Source organism: Thiomicrospira sp. WB1, assembly GCF_001507535.1.
GTDB lineage: Bacteria > Pseudomonadota > Gammaproteobacteria > Thiomicrospirales > Thiomicrospiraceae > Hydrogenovibrio.
Window position 1 is genome coordinate 1 of sequence record NZ_LQBN01000001.1, and the last position, 20,456, is coordinate 20,456.

Here is a 20,456-nt window from a genome sequence, read left to right on the forward strand (position 1 = left end):
GCCATCGATATCGCTGTCGTTGCTCAGCAGGTCCGCCGCACTGATCGTGACGGCGGTGTCTTCTGTGGTGCTGGCGCTGTCATCCACCGCAACCGGCGCATCGTTCACCGCATCGACGCTGATGTCCAGCGTCGAGGTATCGGTGTCATTGGCGTCGTTGTTGTCAACGATGCCGTAGCTCACTTGCGGAACGTCTCCATTGAAGTTGTCCGCTGGCGTGAAGGTGTAACCGCCGTCCGCTGCGATCGTCAAGCTGCCTTCGCTCAGGGTCGCGGTCTCTCCGGCATTGTAGGTGGTTCCGCTCACGGTGAAGCTGGTCACGCTGTGGCTGTCGCTGTCGGCGTCGGTGACGTTGTCCAGCACATTGCCACTGATGGCGGTGTCTTCGTTGGTGCTGACGCTTTCATTTGCATCATCCAGCTCATCTGTCATGGGGTCTACGGTTAGGTTGACGGTCGCCGTTGAGGTGTCGCCATCGGCATCGGTAATCGTGTAGGTGAAGCTGTCGGTTCCGTTGTAGTCCGCCTCTGGCGTGTATTCGAAGGTGCCGTCTGCATTCACGCTCACGGTGCCGTGACTTGGGTCGCTGACTTTGCTCCACACGTTGCCACCGTCCGCACTGGCGGTGTCGTTTGTGACCAGGGTGTCGCTCAGGGTCGCGTCTTCATCTACATTGAAGTTGTCTTCGACCGCTACCGGTACGTCATTGGTTGGGTCTGATCCTGGCCCTGGTCCTGGCCCTGGTCCTGGCCCTGGCCCTGGTCCTGGCCCTGGTCCTGGTCCTGGTCCTGGTCCTGGTCCTGGTTCTGGTCCTGGTTCTGGTTCTGGTTCTGGTTCTGGTTCTGGTTCTGGTTCTGGTTCTGGTTCTGGTTCTGGTTCTGGTTCTGGTTCTGGTTCTGGTTCTGGTTCTGGTCCTGGTCCTGGTCCTGGTACTGACTCTGGACCTACTGCTTCTGTTCCGAGGATTCGACCCTCTTCATTAGTGATTGTTGGATCTTGAACTTCTGTATCAAAACCTGAATCCACTTCACCGGTAAGCGCATTTCTTTCAATCGCAAACCCTTCATCATTCGATGAACTTACATTTTCAAACTGACCTGCCGCCGCAGGTTCTTCCAGCTCATCAATGTTACCGGCCAGGATCTGTTCGATCGCCTCTTCGGCTTCGGCTTCAGCGGTTTGTGCATCCTGCGGGTTGACGTCGTTGGTGACTTCTTCGTCCAATTTGGCGATGGTATCTCGACCCAGCGTCAGAATTTCACCATTGAGCAGTTCGATCATCACGGAGCCGTTGGCCGATGTTTGCACGACCTGGTCGGAAAAGACCTCCATGCCTACCTCTGCCAGAAAGAGGGCACCGTCTTTATCTTGCAAATAAACGGTGCCATCCATTGAGATTATTTTGCCTACAATTTGAGCCGTGTTGGATTGCTGGCTCATTTCAGAGACGGGGACAGATGGGGTAGTGTTGTTTTGCTCAGCCATGATCAATTCCTGGTTTCGAGTGCTTTGGGTGCCTTTCAACCGTCCTTAAGGGAGTGGCAAGGCTTATTTTTGTCTGCGCGAAAATACGCGTTGGTTTTTTATTAATTCCAATAATACGCCCTTTTTTTTGAAAAAATACTGTCCCAAAGTACAGTGTCACCAATTTTTTTCAGGTTTTTTGGCGCCTCACCTTTGGTCACTCCTTCAGCTGGGCACTCTGAGACGAATACAGAATGGATTGGTTTTCAGCTTAAAACGCTAACGGACCCCCCTTGCCATTCAGGGTTTGCTTTTACGTTTGTTTTCATTAGAATGGAAATAACCCATTGAAATTCTGATCAAAACAAACAGGCCATCTGCCCGGTGATCAGTCTTTAAGACAGTAAGGAGGGTGACAATGATTAACAGTGTGAACCCAGCGCTGGCTTCGGCCAACCAAGCCATGGCACAGCAAGCGACCGGCATGACCGATGTGCTCAACACCGACCCCAAAGTGACGGATCGTCAGGGAACAGCAAATTCGTCGGCCGGCAATACCACCGTCACGCTCTCGGATCAATCACAGGCGAATGCGGTTCAGCAGGTGGACTATCGTGACTTGGCCGCCAGTCAAACCGTGAATGCCAATACACCGGTGGAAGACACCAATGTCAACGCCAACCAGACGACGTCAGGTACCACTTACGCGTCAAACCTGGCGGCTCAGGCTAACTACAATGCGCAGCAAGCACAGTCTGCCCAATCAGCGCCTGAGAGCAATAATGCTCAGGCCGATGCGCAAACGGTCAACATGGCCGAAGCCAGTGGTCAGCAGGCCTCAGACCAGACGCTGGTCTAATGTAGCTGAGCGCGCTCTTACCAGGCTTGGTTTTGACCAGGCCTGGTAACTTTCAGTCTTTCCTTTAGCCTTTCGTCACACTTTCAGTACCCTGTTCATATTGTTTCAAGACTTGCGTCTTGTCGCACTCCCCTCTAAGTCGTAAACTTTTATTCAAGCTTTGAATCAATCCGTTTGAAGCTCAGGTACTTGCTTTCACCACTTGGTGACGAGGCATACCGACCCCGATTCAAAAAGTTTCCTCAGCTTTTGAGTCAAACTCCTCAGATTACAACGGCGCGACGGCGCCGTTTTTTTATGCCCTTTTCCTGCCAACCTGGCCTGTTTTGACTGACGGATTCCATTACAATACGCAAAATTCAAGAAAAACAAAAGGGACGCAATCCAATGAGTGACAGCCGACATTACCGTCACGGACACGGTTCCGACGCCGAACATTTACAGGATCAGGCGCTTTTTGCTCAGCTTCTGGACCAGCATCATGAGTTGGAGCGGGAAACCCACGTGGTTGAAAACGGGATTCTGGCACGGACCACCTCAACCAACCCGGAATTGGTCAAAGTGCTTCAAGCCCATGTCGATGGGATGGAAAAACGCTTTGGTAAAGGCCGGGCGATTCGTTCCTGGGACCCGTTGTTTGCGGCTTTGTTTGAATACCGCGACCAAATCAGCATGGAATATTTCCACCGTAAAGATGGCGTGGAAGCCCTGTTGACCACCGATGATCCCAAACTGCTGGAACTGATTCACTGCCATGATCAAACCCTCCACCAATTTGTGGAACGCGGTGGCGATGCCAGCCGGCATGAAAGCCCTAAACCTGACTGGCTGGATTAAGACTCAATCCCTCTGCTTAAATTTTTCCCCGTCGTCCTTATCCTAATTGTAAGAGCCGTCCTAGGCACACGATCCCTTAGGGCCTTCTCTGGGTGCTTCGTAGCGTGCACAGGACTCTAAGAACGTTTCAAAGGAAATGCGAACCATGATTATTATGTGTCCTCATTGCGGCGGCCTGAATCGCGTGGCCGACGAACGTCTGACGCAGTCTCCGAGTTGTGGAAAATGTCATCAAGGCCTGTTCACAGGCACCCCGATTGAAATGAACGAGGCACAATTTCGGCGCGCCTTACAGAAAACCGATCTGCCCCTGGTGGTCGATTTCTGGGCCGGTTGGTGCGGCCCCTGCAAAATGTTTGCCCCCACTTTTGCGCAGGCGGCGGCACAGTTAGAACCCAAAGCCCGCTTTATCAAAATCAATACCGAACAGGCCCAAAGCCTGGCGGGCGAGCTGGGGATTCGCTCGATTCCGACCCTGGCCATCTTCAAAAAGGGTCAGGAAATCACACGCCAGGCGGGCGCCATGGACCTGGGCGGATTCACAAGCTGGGTCAACCAACACATCAGTTAAGCGCAAAAAACGACCCTGCCTCGGTATAATGAGGTTTTCGCGCAACTTTTGGGTGCCTTATGTCTGAGACCGCCAACGCACACATTTTCCAAACCGACACCGACGGCTTTGATCCCGATAAAGCATCGGATCAATTACGCCAGCAGGCCCGTGACCAACATCTGGCGGGGGATGCCGCCGCTGCGATTCAAACACTGACCCAGGCGATTCAGGAAGACCCCGGCAACCCGCGGGTTGCCATGGACATGATTCAAGTGCTGCTTGACATCGGTCAGGCGCAATCAGCGCTGGAACTGTTTGAAAAACTGCCCAGCGCCGCGACCCAAAGTGAGATGGGGGAATGCCTCAACGGGCAGCTGACTTTTGCGCGTCTGGCCAGTCGGACCGAAGGCATGGATGTGCTGAGTCAAAAACTGGAAGAAAACCCGGAAGATGCCAAGGCCCGTTTTGACTTGTCCGTGTGTTTGATTGCCGCCCACGCCTATGACGAAGCCATGTCGCATTTGTTTGTGCTTCAGGCCGATGACCCGGACTTTGAACAGGGCGCGCCTCGGGAGCTGATCCTGACTGTCATTAATTTCCTGTCGCCCAACAACCCCAAACTGGCGCAGAAATACCGCCAAAAACTCAATAATCTTTTGAACTGACCTCAAGGACGCATGGCATGGAAATTGGCTCAAACGAGCATCGCCGCCTTCTAAAACGCGGCATCACTCGCACTGGCATCAAAACCTTTGCGCTGGGGCTGATCCCGGGCCTAATGCTGATGCTGCCCAATCTGGTTCGCGACAACGATTTTTCCCGCGGTCTTTGGTGGTTGGGATGGGTCTTGATTGGCGCCAGCGCGCTGTATGCCCTGGGCATTGCCATCAAAAAATACCGCCAGACCTTGTCCAAGCTGTGAACCACCCATGATCACGCGTTAACGCCTGAGACGAATCACGCCCATCCATGGCAGTGTTTTTGACCAGGCCTGGCAGGTTTTGACCAATGCCTCACAGGCAACCGAACGCTGGTCCGATCGGGCATAACGACACTGATTCAAACAACTGATCCAGGCACGTGCTTCAGGCGAATGCCCCCGTTTTTCTTCAAACGCCGTCAACCATTGTAGGGGGCTTGCGGACTGACCTTCTTCCCAATCCCGTAACCCGTATTTTGACCAGGCCTGCACCGCGGTCCAGATCGTTTCATCAGGTCGCTGGGCTCGAACCGCCCGCTTCAATTGCCAGCGCAGTCGCAGATAGGCCCAAAGCCCCACAAACACATAACCGATCCACCCCAGGATTGCCAGACTCAGCAACCCTGACAGCCCATAAAGCGTCCACACCAGCCAGCCCGGCAAAACCCAAACCGTCTCCCCCAGCTGTTGCGTGCTTTGCAACCGGCCCGTGATCGGATCAAATGCCTGCGCCCGGATCGTGGGCAAGGTCACCGGACCCCAGGCATGAATGCGCAGCGGTTGCGTGATCAGCGCCCGGCTGCTCAAGCCATTCTCATCCCAGGTTTGCTGACGGTCGACTTGCGCCGACAACCATTCAATCGCCTCATCGCCCTGCATCTGCTGCGCCAACGATGGCAGCGCATCCGCTGGCAACTGATGCCCGGTGAGCGTGAATTGCCAATGATACTGATCGCCGGCACTCAACAACCATGGCAAACCCGATGTCTGCAAAGCAATGCGCCCCACCGGAATGGACCAAGGCAAAAAACCCGGCAACGGCCGAACCTGACCCGTCGCAGGCGGTGCGGCAAACGTCCAGTTTTGAGCCCGCTCATTACGCACCATCAGCAAAGGCCCCTGAAATCGCATTCGACGCGGGGAATCGGTCTGATTGGGTAACGAGCGGCCCAACGATAACTGCCCTCCTTGTCCGGCATCCGTCATCACAGTGGGCAGACCTTGCGGGCTGGATGGCCATTGCCAGCCCAATGCCTTGGGCGTCTCATCCATCAGCGCGCCATCCGGCGGATGAATCTGCACGGTCCAACCATCCTCAGCGGCGTCAATCCGTGCCTGCCAGCGCAGCACCTGTCGGGCATACCAGGGTCCGTCCGCGCCGCCGTCACATTCCGGGCAGATCTGCCAGTCCACACCCATGGCTGGGTTTTCGGCCACCCACAAAGGTTGCGAGGGCAAGGGAATGGCCGCCGCGGCTTGATCCGGCAAAATCACTTCTCCGGTGCGATAAGGCAACAGACGCACGGCCAATCCGGTACCGCGCTGGCGGATGCTGGCCACATAAAAATGTTCGCGGATCGGGGCCCAGTCCAGTTTTGACCAGGCCTGGTTAAAGGCTTCGCTTTGCACGTCCGGCCCGGTCAGTCGCCATTCCACTGCCTCGCCCATCAGGATTTCGCGCTCAGAAAAGTTGCTGTGCACCAACAGTGCCCAGGCCGACGGCGACACCAGCGCACTCAATAACGCCAAACCGCTCCCAAGCCAAAGCATGCGCCATTCTCGTTTTACCATGGCATCACCCCCGGCAGCGCATGGCCCTTTTCCTGTTCGGCTTGAAAGCCTTCTTCGCGTTCAAACAACCGCTTGAGCAAACCGGCCTGATCATCTTTCACCGACGCCAAAGCCTGATGCATCACCGCGATTCGGCGACGTTTGGCCTGATGGGCTTTCACCGCCTCCGCCTGACCCGCCTCGCCAGTCAGCCACTGCGAAGGGGTCGATGATAATTGATAATCGGTTGGGTCCCCTTGCAGCGTCCATTGGTCTTCCGAGGGGTCATCCCGCATGCCCTCTTCCATCTCATCGTCCATGCCACTGGGACCGCCCCCGCCGGCACTCATTCCGCCATAGAAGGCATTTTCATCCTGGGATCGATTCGGGTCCTGATCCCGTGGCTCGCCGCGCTCACTTTCCTCGTCAGGGCGATTTGGATCGGTCTCCAACGTCAGTCGTGCCCGGGCCACCGCCAGGTTATGACGGGCCTGCGATAACGGCTCATAGCGCAAACTGTGTTCATAGGCTTCAATCGCTTCGACTAACAGCCCTGCCTGCAGGTAGGCATTCCCCAGATTAAACAACGCACTGGCACGCTGGGAGTGCGTTTGCGCCAAAAGAATGGCTTCCCGAAACGCTGCCACGGCCATGGATAAATTCGGCACATGATAGGCGGCCACCCCGGCGCCCATTTGCGCGGAAAACCCGCTCTGCCCCTGATACAGGCGCAGGGCGCGCTCAAAGTCTTTTGCTTTCAAGGCCGCAAAAGCCTGGTGACGTTCAGATGGATGCGCTTCTGCCGCCTGGACAGGCACAGCCGCACTGGCCAGCATCAGCCACAAAGCGCCAGCGGTGAAAACGCCGACGACACCACTCATTTCTCTCAGCGAACGGCGAGAGCGGAACACCGGATACATCGCCCCCAGCATGGCCAGAAATGCCACCCACAAAAACGGCGCCGAATGATCGATCCATTGCGGGTCGGTTGTCGGCAGAGGACGACTGGCCGCCGGTTGCACCAGCGTCGAGAGAATCGTGTCCAAGGTATCGGCCTGGCCATCACCGCGCACGTAGGTGGCGCCCAATCGACCGGCCAATGACTGCAAAGCGCCTTCCTGGAGTCGCGTCTGCACTGGCTGACCCAAATGCTGAAGCCGGCCCCCAAAGCCATCCTGAGCCGAATCATCCGGGATGAAGGTGTCCGAAGGCGTTCCCATGCCCGTCATCAGGACCGTCGGTTCGCCCGGCAAAGGTGAGGGCCATTCAAAGGCCGGCAGTTGATCGGCATCACTGGCTCGGGGCGGTGGTGTCGCAGGCCCGTCGGTCAGGACCCAAAGCACACGCGCGTTGCCCGCCACCTGTTGCAGGTGCTGCGCCCCGAACACAATCGCCCGATCCAGGCGTGAGCCCTGAGTCGGCAGCATGCCCGAATGGGTCAATGCCAGAAAATGACGCAACCAGTCTCGGTCAAAACTCAAGGGACTGACCAGATGCGGCTCAGCGGCATACACCATCAATCCCACCCGATCGTCCGGTTTCAGATGCGGCAACACCGACTCCACCAAATTTCGCGCGGCATGAAAGCGATCAGGGCGCACATCCTGTGCTTGCATCGAGCGCGACACATCCAGTGCCACCAGCAAATCCACCCCCGCTCGATCTGTGGATTGCGCTGACTGCACCAGTGTCCGGGGTCCGGCCAGCGCCACCACCAATGCCAACCAGACAATCGCCATCAACCATCCGGGTTGCTTCACCCGCCCGCCAAACCGTCGCAGCCAACCGTGCGACCGCTCACGCGATAGGCTTTCGTCGGCAGATACCTGCAACCAGGGCAATAGGTCGGCATCTGCATACCCTTGCCAATGGCGACGTTTTTGCCAGACCAGAAACAAAGCGGCCAACCCTGGCACCAACAAAAACCACAGGGTTTCGGGTGAGCGCCATTGCCAATCCAACCAGTGCCACCAGGCTTGTGTCATGGTTACCTCTCTCCCTTATGATCTTTCAGAGTGGCCTGCGCGGTGAACCGTTCCCGCAGGACCAGCCAGCCAAGGTACCCGACCAGACCCATCAACCACAAGGCGACCAAGTCCGGGGTGAGCCAGTGTTTTTGATAACCTGCCCTCGTCTGTGCGACCGACACGCCTTCGGCCTGGTCAATCTGACGCAATACAGCCTGCAAATCATCGCCACTGCCGATCTGGTAATAATCGCCGCCCGTAGCGTTTGCCATGGCTTTGAGGGGCTGCGGGTCCAGTGGCTGATAGAGCAGGCCACCATGGTCACGCAAATCGGCTTTCAAACTGCCCGCTCCCACCCCAACGGTGTAAACCGGCAACCCAAGCGCCTGGGCGTAGCCTGCTACATCCTCAAAGGACACGCGTGTGCCCATTTGCTGCCCATCTGACAACCACACCACCACTTGCGTTCGATCCGGGTCCGCGAGCGTCTGTGCATCGTCCTCTGTGGTGTGCGTCTGTTGCAGTGCCAACCCCAATGCCGCCCCGGCTGCTTCGTCATTGCGCCCGGCCAGATAAGGCTTAAGACGCTTGAGCATCATGCGGGCGGCCGTGGCGTCGGAGGTCAGAGGCATCAGGGTATAGGCCTGATCGGCATACAAAATCGTCGCGAAGCGATTGCCTCGCAAACCGGCGACAAACTGATCCAGCACTTGGCGAATAACCTCAATCCGCTGAGCCGGCTGCCCGCCAACCTGATAATCTTTGAGCACCATGGACACCGAGCTTTCCACCACAAACACCACGTCGCGCACCGTCTTGGTCTGGGGCGCCGGGGGATTGGCTTCGCGATAATAAGGCTGCGCCAGCGTGACCACCCCCAAACACAATAACAACGCGCGTAGCGCATGCAGATCCCACTGCCTTGATTTCATCGAACGTGAAGCGGCCGGCCCAAACCGATCCATCAGCGAATGGCGAAAATCACTCTGGCGCTGCTGTTGCAGCCAGGCATAATCGTCCGAACTGACAGACGCATGCCAGGCGCGCCAGCCCCAAGCGAGGCCCCACACCCCCAAAAGCGCAAACGCCCAGGGCCATTCAAACCAGATCGAGCGCTCACCGCTCAAAATGTCCATCCAGAGTGGCCAATCGATCATCGCGTTCGCCTCTTCACCACACGTGGGCGCCATCTTGTCCAGCCGTTCGATCGATGGGATCGGGCCTGATGCATCACCGCCTGCTGCAATGCTTCAAGGGCCTGTTCCAGTGTTTCACGTGAAACCGGCTCCCGGGAAAAACAAAGTGATTGCAGTCGTTGATGGCTCTCACTGGTCGCATCCAAATACGGCGCAGATTGGAACAGGGCATAAAGCTGCCAGCGCTGGTTATCGGCGAGTCGTTCACCGGGCAAGGCGGTCGCTTGCCATTGTGCTTGCAATCGAGCCGCCTGACGCTGCCAACGGGCCAGAGGGGCAAAACGCCGCCGCCACAACCACCAGGCCAGTATGAACACCAGTCCCAATAATCCCCAACCCAGCCAGACGATCAGCTGCGCCCAATCCACCCCCGGGTCCATGGGCCAGATAAGCGGTTCAATCGGATCGGCCGGGCCGACCGGAGCGGAATCGAATGGGGCCGACATCGGTGTTTGGCTGTCTCTCATCGTGCACGCTCCATCATTTTGGCCTGCATCCCGGCAACCGACCGGGCCATTGCTGGCAGTCGATCGCACATATCAAGCGTCATCCAGGCCACGCCGGATTGGCGCAGACGATCTTCCAGGTCTGAAAAGTAATGATTTGACCAGGCCTGGTATTGAGCACGCAACACGGGCGTCAAAGCGTGGGCACGGCCATCCTGGCCATGCAAGCGCAAGCCGGGCATCGATGGCAGCTGACGCTCACTGGCATCCTGCACCCAGACTGCCTGGACCAGCAAAGTTTGTTGCAACGTCATCATCAGGGTTTGCGTGGTCGCATCCAGATCGGAAAAATCACTGATCACCACCAGACGATCCCCCGGCTGAGACCGGGCCTGTAAATCAATCAATTCATCATAAAGACGCGGGCTCTGCTGCACCTGGGAGGCATTGAGGGGCGGGCAGGGCTGACTGACAAACTGCATAAACGGTTCAAAACTGGCACTGCCTTCCCAAGTGGGTGAGATGCGCACCTTATGCGACAGCACCACGGCCCGCACTGGCAGGCCTTGAGCCTGAGCCTGCCAAGCGAAATAGCCCGCCGCCCGCATGGCCTGAGTGGCTTTCAGGTGACAACGGGTGCCAAAGCGCATGGATTGGCGCAAATCCACCAATAGGGTCCAGCTTTCCTGACGCGACTCCTGATACAACTGGGTATAGGCCTCGCCGGTACGGGCCATTAAACGCCAGTTCAAGCGTCGTACCTCATCCCCCGGCTGATAGAGACGGCTTTCTTCATATTCCATGCCCGCCCCCAGATAGCGACTGGCCTGCTCGCCTTGTTTGAGCGCCGCGCTGTCTTTGGGGTTGGTTGACTGCGGCTGCATCAGGCCCCCGAGCCTCTGCCCAAGCCGCGTGATGTCTTCGGCACTCAGCAAAGGCTGCTCTACCGCTTGACTCGTTCGAGACGCCCAATCCTGCCGCTTGAACCAGCTCAGCGAAAACAAGGCTGCCAAAGCACGCCGCATCGGATCAATCAACACGGACCGGGACGGGCACGGCGTCGACGATGGCGTCAATCACCGCCTGAGAGGTCCAGTTTTGGGCACGCCCCGCAAAACTGACCCGAATGCGATGGCGCAACACATCCCCCACCACGGCAATGGCATCATCCGGCGTCACATAATCGCGATCGGCCAACCAGGCATGCGCGCTGGCCGCGTGCAACAGCGACAGACTGGCTCGAGGAGACGCCCCGATTTCCAACAGGTCGGCCCACTCGGGATTGTAATCCCCCAAACGACGGGTGGCACCGGTCAGGGCGACCATGTATTGCTCCACCGGCTCCGACACATATTGCTCGGCAATTTCATGGCGCGCAGCCAGCACCTTGTCTGGGGTCAGAAACGCTTCGAATTTTTCCTTGTCTTCGCCAAAGTGATGCGAGCGGTCACGACGCAAAATTTCCAGTTCTTCGTCTTCACTGGGGTAATCCAGCGCCACATGCAACATAAACCGATCCAACTGTGCTTCGGGCAAGGGGTAGGTGCCGCTTTGTTCCAGCGGGTTCTGCGTGGCCATCACTATAAACAGATCCGGCAGGGCACGGGTTTGACCGCCCGCTGTCACCTGCTTTTCGGCCATGGCTTCGAGCAGCGCGGATTGCACTTTGGGGGGCGCCCGATTGATCTCATCGGCCAGGACAATTTCATGAAAAATCGGCCCCGGCACAAAGCGCAGCGTGTGGGTATCCGTGTCCAGAATTTCAGAGCCCACCACATCGCCCGGCATCAAATCGGGCGTGAACTGAATGCGCTGAAAGCGTGCCTTCACTGCCGTGGACAGCGTTTTCACCGCCGTGGTTTTTGCCAGGCCTGGTGGGCCTTCGAGCAGGATATGACCACCGGTCAACAGACCGATCATCATTTTATCCAGCAAGGCTTCCTGGCCCACAATGACGTTTTGCAGATGCTGTTTGAGTGCCTTAAAGGCCTGTTGCGTCGACATTGCTTTGCTCCCTGGGCGCTCAAATACACGCATCGTGCGCGCCTTGGCCCTCTATATTCAACTAAACGGTTGATTTTAAGGCCTGGCCCCAAAGGATGCAATCCAGAGCACTGGGGTCATCCCAGAAAATTTTTATCCGGTCATATCTGAGTTTATCCTCACTGACTTTTGGGACTTTCTGGGCGCAAAACCCAAATTTCAGGTGAGTTTGGCCCCATTTTTCAGTAAAATCTCGGGTTTTACACCTGATTGATTGCGAACCCCTCATGTATCTAGCGCCATTTTTCCAAGCCGATCACGACATCATCACCATCACACCCGAACAAGGCAGCGCGTTTGCCAAGGAAGTGGCCAATGATTTCAATCCGCTCCACGACGCCGATTCACGACGTTTCTGTGTCCCCGGCGACCTGCTGTTTGCACTGAATCTGGCATGGTATGGCCTGTCACAGCGCATGACCTTTGACTACACCGGCATGGTCGGAAAAGGGGTGGAGCTGATTTTTCCCCCTTCCGGCCCCGCCGAAGAAGCGTTTGATATCTGCGATCGACAGGGAAAACCGTATCTGAGTATTTCACGCGAAGGCGACATGACCCAGGACATGGATTTGATCGAATCCTTCACCCGCGCCTACGTTGCCTTCTCCGGGCAGAGTTTTCCTCACATTCTGGTCCCGCTGATGAAAGCCCATGACGTCATGATTCACCCCGACAAACCCATGGTGATCTACGAAAACATGGCGTTTGATTTTGAGCGACTGGATGCGAACCATCTCGACCTGAAGCTGGGGGAAAGCACACTGGAAATGAAGGGCAAGCGTGGGCTGGTGCGCATCAACTTTGATATCGTCGATGGCGAACGCCGCATCGGCTCCGGCTACAAAACCATGGTCCTCAGCGGTCTGCGCCCCTATGAACAAAGTGGCGTGGACACCTTGATCGAGCGTTACGAAGCGGCCAAAAACGGCTACACCGCTTAATATTTCCCAGCAACCAGGTTCTGCCTCGCTTCTTCTTTCATCGCTTGATTGCCTGGGGTCTCGACAAAAAGCGTTCGAGTTTATTCAACCAAGTGGTATATAATTTTTTTATGCCACAGACCTCTTTGAAAACCCATTTATTTGAACAGCTTGCCCAGGTCAGCAAGGCATTGGGCCATGCGAACCGGTTGATGATCCTCGACGTGTTGATGCAGACCGATTGCGATGTGGAAACACTGCAGAACAAAGTCGGCCTCAACTTGGCCAATGTGTCCAAACATTTGCAAAGTCTCAAACAAGCCGGTCTGGTGAAAACCCAGCGCCAGGGGCAACGTATGATCTACTCCCTGAGTGATCCACGCGTCTACACCCTGGTGGCCAGCTTAAGGGACGTGGCCGAATCTCAACTTGAGAGCATGCAGCGTTTGCTTGAAGATCACCTGAAATTAAATACCCCTCTGGCTCCCATCTCTCTGAACGAACTGGCGCAACTGCCTCAGCCCTATACCCTGCTGGATGTGCGGCCGCCTGATGAATTTGCCGCCGGGCACATCCCCTCGGCCATCAACGTCCCAGTTGAATCATTGGCACAGACCCTACCGTCCATCACACCGAATACAACGCTGGTGGTGTACTGTCGCGGGCCCTATTGCCTCTGGTCGCAAGAGGCGGTGCAAACCCTACAGGCTCAGGGCTGGAAAGCCCATCGTCTGGCCGAAGGCTATCTGGAGTGGCAATCGCAACAGGACTCGAAACCACATTGAACCCAGATCGGCACGCTCTGAATCCTCAATCTTTACGCATTTTTGGCATAGGCTTTGCTAAATTTCCCCTCCATGTGACAAGGAGGTGACAATGGGCATTTTTGGCAATAAAGCAGCGTTGAGGCGGCTGGAAAAAGAAAACAAGCGGCTCAGACACGCACTTGACCAGTCAGAATCGGATCAACGCGAGGCACTGGAACAACTGAAAGCAGAAAATGCCGCTTTGAAACAGCAGTTGAACGACACCTCAAACCCAGACTCGGCCGGGGAAACCCTGAACCATCTGCAAGAGCTGACCGTCATCAACCACCAGAGCTTTGATCGCTTTCGGGATCAAATTGCCGGGTTCAGTGGCCAGCTGAGAGACAAACGCCTGGCCATCGTCAAAGACGGTCACGTGTCACACGAAGCGTCCCAGAACATGAACCAGGTGTCGGACGGGATTGCCCGGCTGTCGGCCGAAGCCAGCGAGACCTCCGGCTCGGTGACAGAGCTGAAAAACCGCGCCGATGAAATCGGCACCATTATCAGCATGATCGAAGACATTTCCGAACAGACCAACCTGCTGGCACTGAACGCCGCCATTGAAGCTGCTCGGGCTGGCGAAGCCGGCCGAGGGTTTGCCGTGGTCGCCGACGAGGTGCGCGGGTTGTCCCAACGCACGGCCAAAGCCACGGCCGACATTGCCGGTTTGGTTCAGACCAACCAGAAGCAGATGACCGACAGCGAAGAGCGCATGCGCAGTGTCTCAGACAATGCCATGGCACTCAAATCGGAAACCGATCAGGCTTCAGAGGTGATTTCGGATTTGATCGCCATGCAGGGCTCGTTGAGCAACAGCCTGGCCGCCAGTGCGTTGCGCGGGTTTACCATGGCGGCCATGGCGGACCACCTGATTTTCAAAAACGACATTTATCAGGCCTTGCTCGACGTCAAAGACCTGAGCGTGGACGATCTCAAAGACTCACGCAACTGCCGGCTGGGGCAGTGGTATTATCAGGGCGAAGGTGCGGAATGCTACCGCAAGCTGGATGGATACGCTGATCTGGAAGCCCCTCACCAACAGGTCCACAAGTTGGCGCAGGAAATCCTTGAACTCAAAGCCATCGGCGATCTGGATCAGGCATGGGCCCGGGTCAAAGATTTGGAGTCGGCCTCGAATCAGGTCGCCACAGCTTTGAACCGCATTGCCGACAGCGGAGATGCCAACGCCGCCATCCTCTGTACCGCACAATAATGCCTAAAGGCTTTCCACCCGGTTGCGGCCCTTTTTCTTGGCCAGGTACAGGGCCTGATCGGCCCGTTTGAGCAACATCATTTCCCCCTCTCCGCTGTGATAACCGGTGGCCCCGATACTGACCGTGACCCGACCGGCCCCGGGAAACTCAATCCCGGCAATCAGTTTTCGGATTTTTTCCGCCAAAAGCTCCGTACGGGTTTTGTTGAGTTCCAGCGCGATCAATAAAAATTCCTCACCGCCCCAACGACCCAGTTGGTCAGATTCCCGGACCTCTTCCTGAACGGCTTCGGCCATGCGGCGCAACACCTCGTCCCCGACATCATGCCCAAACGTGTCGTTGATCTCCTTGAAGTGATCCACATCAAACATAATCAACCCAAACTGATTGTCATAGCGATCCGCCCGTTTGATTTCGGCGTCCAACACCATCGACAAATGCCGTCGGTTAAACAAATGCGTCAGTGGATCCTTCATCGCCAGTTCATTCAACTGCTGCTGCATCTTGACCTGCTGAGAGACATCCTTGCCGGTGGAAACAAAATACTCAATCGTCCCTTCTGCATGAAAGATGGGACTGATCGTGGTTTCTTCATGGTAAGTAGAGCCGTCTTTACAGCGGTTGATGATGCGGTTGTGATACACATGGCCCGCCAGAATGGTGTCCCAGAGTTCTTTGGCTTTCTTGGGATCCTGAAGCTCGGATTTCAGCATGCTGGGTTTTTTGCCCAGCATTTCGTGCTCGCTGTAACCGGTTTTGTCCTGCAGAGCCTGATTGACGAACACCATCCGCCCTTCACGGTCGGTGATTTTGACCAGGTCGCCCGTCTGTTCCACCACCCGGGCAAAAATGTCAAGGCGCTCACGATCCTGGACCTGCTCGGTCACGTCGACCATTTTGCCCAGAAGGTGGGTCACGATGCCAGCCTCGTTACGCTCAAAGGTGATGCGCATGTCCACCCAGGCATAATGCTGATCGGCTTTTTTAAGTCGGATCTGGCGAGTCACATAGGCCTCTCCCCCGGTCACCGCCTCCGCCACGGAGGATTCCAACAGACGCAAATCATCGGGATGCACCAAGTCACGATAACTGAGGCGGTTTTCATAAAACGCCGCCGGGGTATAACCAAACACCTCGAAATTGTCGGATAAATATTCCACCGGCCAGCCGTTCTGATATCGGCAATAGAAGATCACCGTATCGCTGTGATTGAGGAGAGTCAGGATTTTCGCCGGCAATTGGGCGTTATGGGTAGGTTGCCACATAAATACGTATGTTAAAGCAATTACCCCACAGAAATAAGGCATTTCCCCAAATCTTTCTGATTGCATATAAGCCCGGTTTATTCAAACACAATCCACGTCAGCAGTGGATCGCCGGATGCTTTAAAATATCGGCTATGAAACGATTTGCATGGTCTCAATTCTGGCAACACCTGAAGCGCCAACCCGCATGGCTGCGCTGGGGCTTTTTCTGGCTGCCTTCGTTCAGTGGCCTGCTGGTGGTCGGACTGTTGCTGGTTTATTTGTATGAGGTCAAGGCTGCCCGCCCGGCTCTGGCTTACGCCGGTGTGCCCAAAATTGACCAGGCCTGGTCAAAAATGGCCCATGTGCTGCGCAACGACGCCTACCTTGTCGGCTACAGTGAAACCCTGAAAAACCCCCTTTGGGTAGGATACTGGGTCACCGATCAAACGCAATCATTCGGCAAGCGCCCACGCTTTGAAGCCGACTGGCGCACACTTTCTTATGTCCACTACCATGACTTTTCGGGCAGTGGATACAACAGGGGGCATATGGCGCCCAACTACCTCATTGGCTCCCGGTACGGTCGCAATGCTCAGAAACAAACCTTTCTGATGAGCAACATCACCCCGCAAAAACCCCAATTCAATCAGAAAATATGGCAACGACTGGAAGAAGTCAGTGCCGACAAATTCACGCAGCACTTCGCGCGATTTTATGTGGTGACCGGTCCTGTGTTCGATGCCTCACCCCAAACCCTGCGCAATCGGAACGGCGACACCGGCATCGCGATTCCCAGCGCGTTTTACAAAATTTTCATCACCGAAACCACCGAGGGCACCCCGTCGGCTCTGGCGTTTCTGATGCCCCAGAACGCCCCGCCAAACGCACCTTTAAGCCAATACGTCACCAGCATTGATGCGATTGAGGCGCGCACCCAAATCGATTTTTTCCATGCCTTGCCCGATGACGTCGAAGACCAAGTTGAAGCGCAGTCATCGCCCGAAGACTGGCATCTGAACCGTTACGCGCAATTGCCCCCCAGGTACTGATCCATGCAACGTCGTCACTTTTTACAACAGTTTTTTATCGCTTCCGGTCTTGGACTGGCTGGGTGTCAGCCTCATGAAATTCGTCGAGGCATCACCCTTGCCCAAAAACTGGAAAACGGCGATGTCGGCTCGGCGGTGGCCTCACAAATCCCCGGCAGTGGCGTGGCGCCGGTGGATCAACTGGTGCGCCGACAGCTGGCAGGATTGATTGACGAGCTGGTGGCCAAATGGGGCGATGAAAAAGTGGCCACCCCCAAAGAATACGTCAAGTACACTGACCATTACCTGACCCGAGCGATCATCAACTTTGACAGCGGCTCAATCCGGGTGGAAACCATTGATCCGGAGCAGTCCCGCCAGAAATTACGCGACGGCATTATTTCGACCTTACTCACCCCGGAAAACCCGGCCAAAGTGGACCTGCTGTCGGACCAGTCGGTGGAAACCGGGCAAACGCCGTTTTTGAAAGGGCTGGTGGTGGACACAGAGGGCAAAGCCATCTGGACTCAGTGGCGGGCGGGCCGTTATGCCGATCACTTGCTGCAAACCACCTACCAACAGGACCGTTATCACGACAAAGACCGGCATTTTGTGATCTTTCACATGGTTAAGCAGCATCGGGCGCAACAGGCCAATCATTACGCCGATGCGGTCCTGCGCCAGAGTCGCCGTTTTGGGGTGCCGACGGATTTGACCTACGCCATCATCGAAACCGAAAGCAGCTTTAACCCCTATGCCATGAGCCACATTCCCGCTTACGGGTTGATGCAGATCGTGCCCACCACCGCCGGGCGCGATGCCTATGAGCTGTTGCACAAAAAACCGGGCACACCCTCAAAAAACTACCTGTTTCAACCCAACAAAAACATTGAGATGGGCACCGCCTACCTGCATATTCTCAACACACGCTATCTGGCCCGCGTGACCGATCCGAAGGCACGCCAATACTGCGTCATTGCCGGTTACAACACCGGCAGCGGGAATGTGCTCAAGGCCTTTGCCCGCAACCGCGACCGGGCCTTCGCCAAAATCAATGCCCTGACCCCCAACCAGGTGTATCAGCACCTGCGCCAACACCTTGAGTACGCCGAGGCCCGGAACTACCTCAAAAAAGTCACCCAGGCGCGTAAACGCTATCAGGCCTGATCAAGTCGATCGGTTGAAAACATCTCCATAACATCCAGAACGAAGCCAAAGAACCTCGGGAAAACCGCCGAAATACCTGGCCAACCACCCCGCCAACTCACAAAGATCCCTCCGCTTGGGGTTTCCCTGTCCCATCACAAAGCTTTCGTCGTGCTTCTTAGTTTTGACAGAGGATGAGCCCTTGCGCGGTCCGAGCGAAGCGAGTTCGCAAGGGCCCTGTGGCAAAGCTTAGAACGTACAGAAAACGTGTGCCGGGGGTGCTTTTTTGGTTCGTTTTTTGCACAAGCAAACGAAGGACTCGGCGCCCGCAGGGGTAAGCCGAGAAAAAATGAACAGCATCAGCCTCGCGAAGGCAACAGAACAGAGCAGCATACCAAGATTGGCCAAATCCATTGTCCGCCGGGAACATGGCACTTGCCCGCAGGACAGACTATAATAACGCCAATGAAAGATACCCTTTTTGCTCAGCCCCATGAAGCCCTGGGCAGTTTCCAGTTCAACGAATCCGTCGCGGCGGTGTTCCCCGATATGATTCAGCGTTCGGTGCCCGGTTATCAGACCATTCTCACCGGCATCGGGGAGCTGACGGCGCTGTATGCCCAGCCTGACACCCAGCTTTACGATCTCGGGTGCTCGCTGGGGGCGGCCACCCTGACCATGCGCCGACAGTGCCCGCAAACCTGTCGCCTGGTCGCCATTGATAACGCACCGGCCATGATCGAACGCGCGCGCACCTATCTGGAAGGCTATCACTCACAAACACCCGTGGAGCTGGTCTGTGGTGATGTGCAGGATCAAAGCATTGAAAACGCCAGTGTGGTCGTGATCAACTTCACGCTGCAATTCATTGATCCGCAGGATCGTTTGGCATTACTCAAACGCATTCATGCCGGACTCAAACCAGGCGGCATACTGATTCTGTCGGAAAAAATACACTTTGACCAGACACCGGTACAAACCGCCATTGAGCACCTGCATCTTCAGTTCAAACGCGCCAACGGCTATTCGGAATTGGAAATCGGGCAAAAGCGCAACGCATTGGAAGATGTTCTGATCAGTGACAGCCGTGCGGCTCATCTGGCTCGTTTGCAAGAGGCCGGGTTTGAACAGGCCGACACCTGGTTTCAGGCCTATAATTTTGCCTCGTTTCTGGCAATCAAAACCGCTTAACCCATCGTAAAGGTTTCATGTGAAACATTTCTGGCAAGATTACGACACCTTTTGGCCAGCCTTGGTAGACGTCCAACTTGAGCACTGGGCCGATGCCCTGATGCCACAGCTTGAGGCCGCCCTGGACCCCAATGCCAACGGCAACCTGCCCAGATGGCTGCCTGCGTTGGAAAGGCTGGATCACTGGCCGCCCTCAGAGCATGCCGTTCTCGATCAATCCGTTGTTCGGGCAGAATCCCGGTCGCCGGTTGTCCCACGCGATGAATTGATTGATGCCTTAAAAGCATTGATGCCTTGGCGAAAAGGACCGTTTGAAATCGAGGGCGTTTACATTGACACCGAATGGCGCTCTGACTACAAATGGGATCGGGTGGCGCTGCACCTGAGCGACTTGACCCATCGTCGCGTGCTCGACATCGGTTGTGGCAGCGGGTATCACCTCTGGCGCATGCTCGGTGCCGGGGCACGCTTTGTCGTGGGTGTGGACCCCGGCCTGCAATTTATGGCTCAGTTTCTCACCATCAAACATTTCCTGGGACAGGCGTTACCCGCCTGGTTCCTGCCTCTCACGCTGGAACAATTGCCCATGACGCAGCGGTGTCAGCAGTTTGATACGGTGTTTTCCATGGGGGTCCTTTACCACCGGCGCTCGCCCATCGATCATCTGATCGACCTCAAACGCCACCTGCGCCCGGGCGGTGAACTGGTGCTGGAAACCCTGGTGGTTCCGGATGAGTACGGTCAGCTGCTGGTCCCCAAAGACCGTTATGCCCAGATGAACAATGTCTGGTTCCTGCCCTCGGTGCCCGAATTGCAACGCTGGCTGGAAAAATGCGGGTATCGGAACGTTCGCTGTGTGGACGTCAACCAAACCACACCGCAAGAACAACGTAGCACCGACTGGATGCAATGGAAATCCTTGCCCGATTTTCTGCACCCGCAAGACCCCAATCAAACCGTGGAAGGTTATCCGGCTCCCAGACGCGCGGTCATGCTGGCCAACACGCCGCGATAGAAAGGTGTGGAACGTATGCATCCACAGGGGGCATGCTAAAATGCATAGAAA

20 protein-coding genes are annotated in these 20,456 nt (G+C 56.0%); 12 read left to right on the top strand and 8 right to left on the bottom strand.

Translation table 11 applies throughout. The features are described 5' to 3' along the window. A partial coding sequence (locus AVO41_RS10670; RefSeq protein WP_153003435.1) for a retention module-containing protein occupies positions 1-1,485 on the bottom strand: 1,485 nt, incomplete at its 3' end. A gap of 397 nt (positions 1,486-1,882) precedes the next feature. Between AVO41_RS10670 and AVO41_RS00020 the strand changes: the two genes are divergently transcribed. From AVO41_RS00020 to AVO41_RS00040, 5 genes are all read left to right on the top strand, one after another. After that, complete coding sequence (locus tag AVO41_RS00020) at positions 1,883-2,323, top strand: hypothetical protein (RefSeq protein WP_235584614.1); 441 nt, start codon at positions 1,883-1,885, stop codon at positions 2,321-2,323. Between the two features lie 387 nt (positions 2,324-2,710). Beyond that, positions 2,711-3,160, top strand: coding sequence for a hypothetical protein (locus AVO41_RS00025; RefSeq protein ID WP_068580759.1), 450 nt, complete (start codon positions 2,711-2,713; stop codon positions 3,158-3,160). A 145-nt stretch (positions 3,161-3,305) separates the two neighbouring features. Further along, a complete protein-coding gene (gene trxC / locus AVO41_RS00030; protein WP_068580763.1) occupies positions 3,306-3,731 on the top strand; it encodes a thioredoxin TrxC in 426 nt (141 codons plus the stop codon). Positions 3,732-3,790: 59 nt separating this feature from the next. Then, the gene (locus AVO41_RS00035; RefSeq protein WP_068580767.1) at positions 3,791-4,378 is read left to right on the top strand and encodes a tetratricopeptide repeat protein; all 588 of its coding nucleotides are present in this window, start codon (positions 3,791-3,793) and stop codon (positions 4,376-4,378) included. Between the two features lie 17 nt (positions 4,379-4,395). Further along, a complete protein-coding gene (locus tag AVO41_RS00040; protein WP_068580771.1) occupies positions 4,396-4,635 on the top strand; it encodes a hypothetical protein in 240 nt (79 codons plus the stop codon). Between the two features lie 18 nt (positions 4,636-4,653). On the opposite strand, the gene AVO41_RS00045 is transcribed toward AVO41_RS00040, so the two are convergent. From AVO41_RS00045 to AVO41_RS00070, 6 genes are read right to left on the bottom strand one after another with little or no spacing between them, the layout of a single operon-like run. Beyond that, entirely contained in the window at positions 4,654-6,183 is a 1,530-nt protein-coding gene (locus tag AVO41_RS00045) for a hypothetical protein (RefSeq protein ID WP_153003436.1), read from the bottom strand. 14 nt (positions 6,184-6,197) lie between these two features. Next, entirely contained in the window at positions 6,198-8,168 is a 1,971-nt protein-coding gene (locus tag AVO41_RS00050) for a VWA domain-containing protein (protein WP_068580777.1), read from the bottom strand. A gap of 2 nt (positions 8,169-8,170) precedes the next feature. Then, entirely contained in the window at positions 8,171-9,307 is a 1,137-nt protein-coding gene (locus AVO41_RS00055; protein ID WP_068580781.1) for a VWA domain-containing protein, read from the bottom strand. Beyond that, positions 9,304-9,813 (bottom strand): hypothetical protein, encoded by a 510-nt coding sequence (locus AVO41_RS00060; RefSeq protein WP_153003437.1) that lies wholly within the window; start codon positions 9,811-9,813, stop codon positions 9,304-9,306. Before AVO41_RS00060 ends, AVO41_RS00055 begins: the two co-directional genes overlap by 4 nt. Beyond that, positions 9,810-10,868 carry a DUF58 domain-containing protein gene (locus tag AVO41_RS00065; protein ID WP_235584615.1) on the bottom strand — a complete coding sequence of 353 codons (1,059 nt, stop codon included), beginning with the start codon at positions 10,866-10,868 and terminating at the stop codon, positions 9,810-9,812. The genes AVO41_RS00060 and AVO41_RS00065 overlap by 4 nt, the downstream gene beginning before the upstream one ends. Further along, positions 10,822-11,796: a MoxR family ATPase gene (locus tag AVO41_RS00070; RefSeq protein WP_068580788.1), complete on the bottom strand. Its 975-nt coding sequence runs from the start codon at positions 11,794-11,796 to the stop codon at positions 10,822-10,824. The genes AVO41_RS00065 and AVO41_RS00070 overlap by 47 nt, the downstream gene beginning before the upstream one ends. Before the next feature lie 266 nt (positions 11,797-12,062). On the opposite strand from AVO41_RS00070, the gene AVO41_RS00080 reads away from it, so the two are divergent. The 3 genes from AVO41_RS00080 (at position 12,063) to AVO41_RS10915 (ending at position 14,777) form a co-directional block, all read left to right on the top strand. Beyond that, entirely contained in the window at positions 12,063-12,776 is a 714-nt protein-coding gene (locus AVO41_RS00080; protein WP_068580793.1) for a DUF3581 family protein, read from the top strand. Positions 12,777-12,886: 110 nt separating this feature from the next. Beyond that, complete coding sequence (locus tag AVO41_RS00085; protein WP_068583114.1) at positions 12,887-13,540, top strand: metalloregulator ArsR/SmtB family transcription factor; 654 nt, start codon at positions 12,887-12,889, stop codon at positions 13,538-13,540. A 91-nt stretch (positions 13,541-13,631) separates the two neighbouring features. Then, positions 13,632-14,777 (top strand): methyl-accepting chemotaxis protein, encoded by a 1,146-nt coding sequence (locus AVO41_RS10915; RefSeq protein ID WP_068580796.1) that lies wholly within the window; start codon positions 13,632-13,634, stop codon positions 14,775-14,777. Between the two features lie 3 nt (positions 14,778-14,780). On the opposite strand, the gene AVO41_RS00095 is transcribed toward AVO41_RS10915, so the two are convergent. Then, positions 14,781-16,043 carry a sensor domain-containing diguanylate cyclase gene (locus AVO41_RS00095; protein WP_068580798.1) on the bottom strand — a complete coding sequence of 421 codons (1,263 nt, stop codon included), beginning with the start codon at positions 16,041-16,043 and terminating at the stop codon, positions 14,781-14,783. 134 nt (positions 16,044-16,177) lie between these two features. On the opposite strand from AVO41_RS00095, the gene AVO41_RS00100 reads away from it, so the two are divergent. From AVO41_RS00100 to cmoB, 4 genes are all read left to right on the top strand, one after another. Then, on the top strand, positions 16,178-17,074 hold the full coding sequence (locus AVO41_RS00100) for a DNA/RNA non-specific endonuclease (protein ID WP_235584616.1): 897 nt from the start codon (positions 16,178-16,180) through the stop codon (positions 17,072-17,074). 3 nt (positions 17,075-17,077) lie between these two features. Continuing rightward, entirely contained in the window at positions 17,078-18,220 is a 1,143-nt protein-coding gene (locus AVO41_RS00105) for a murein transglycosylase domain-containing protein (protein ID WP_068580801.1), read from the top strand. Positions 18,221-18,664: 444 nt separating this feature from the next. Next, positions 18,665-19,390: a carboxy-S-adenosyl-L-methionine synthase CmoA gene (gene cmoA / locus AVO41_RS00110; RefSeq protein WP_068580804.1), complete on the top strand. Its 726-nt coding sequence runs from the start codon at positions 18,665-18,667 to the stop codon at positions 19,388-19,390. A 19-nt stretch (positions 19,391-19,409) separates the two neighbouring features. Further along, entirely contained in the window at positions 19,410-20,405 is a 996-nt protein-coding gene (gene cmoB, locus AVO41_RS00115; protein WP_068580806.1) for a tRNA 5-methoxyuridine(34)/uridine 5-oxyacetic acid(34) synthase CmoB, read from the top strand. The last annotated feature ends 51 nt before the right edge of the window (positions 20,406-20,456 follow it).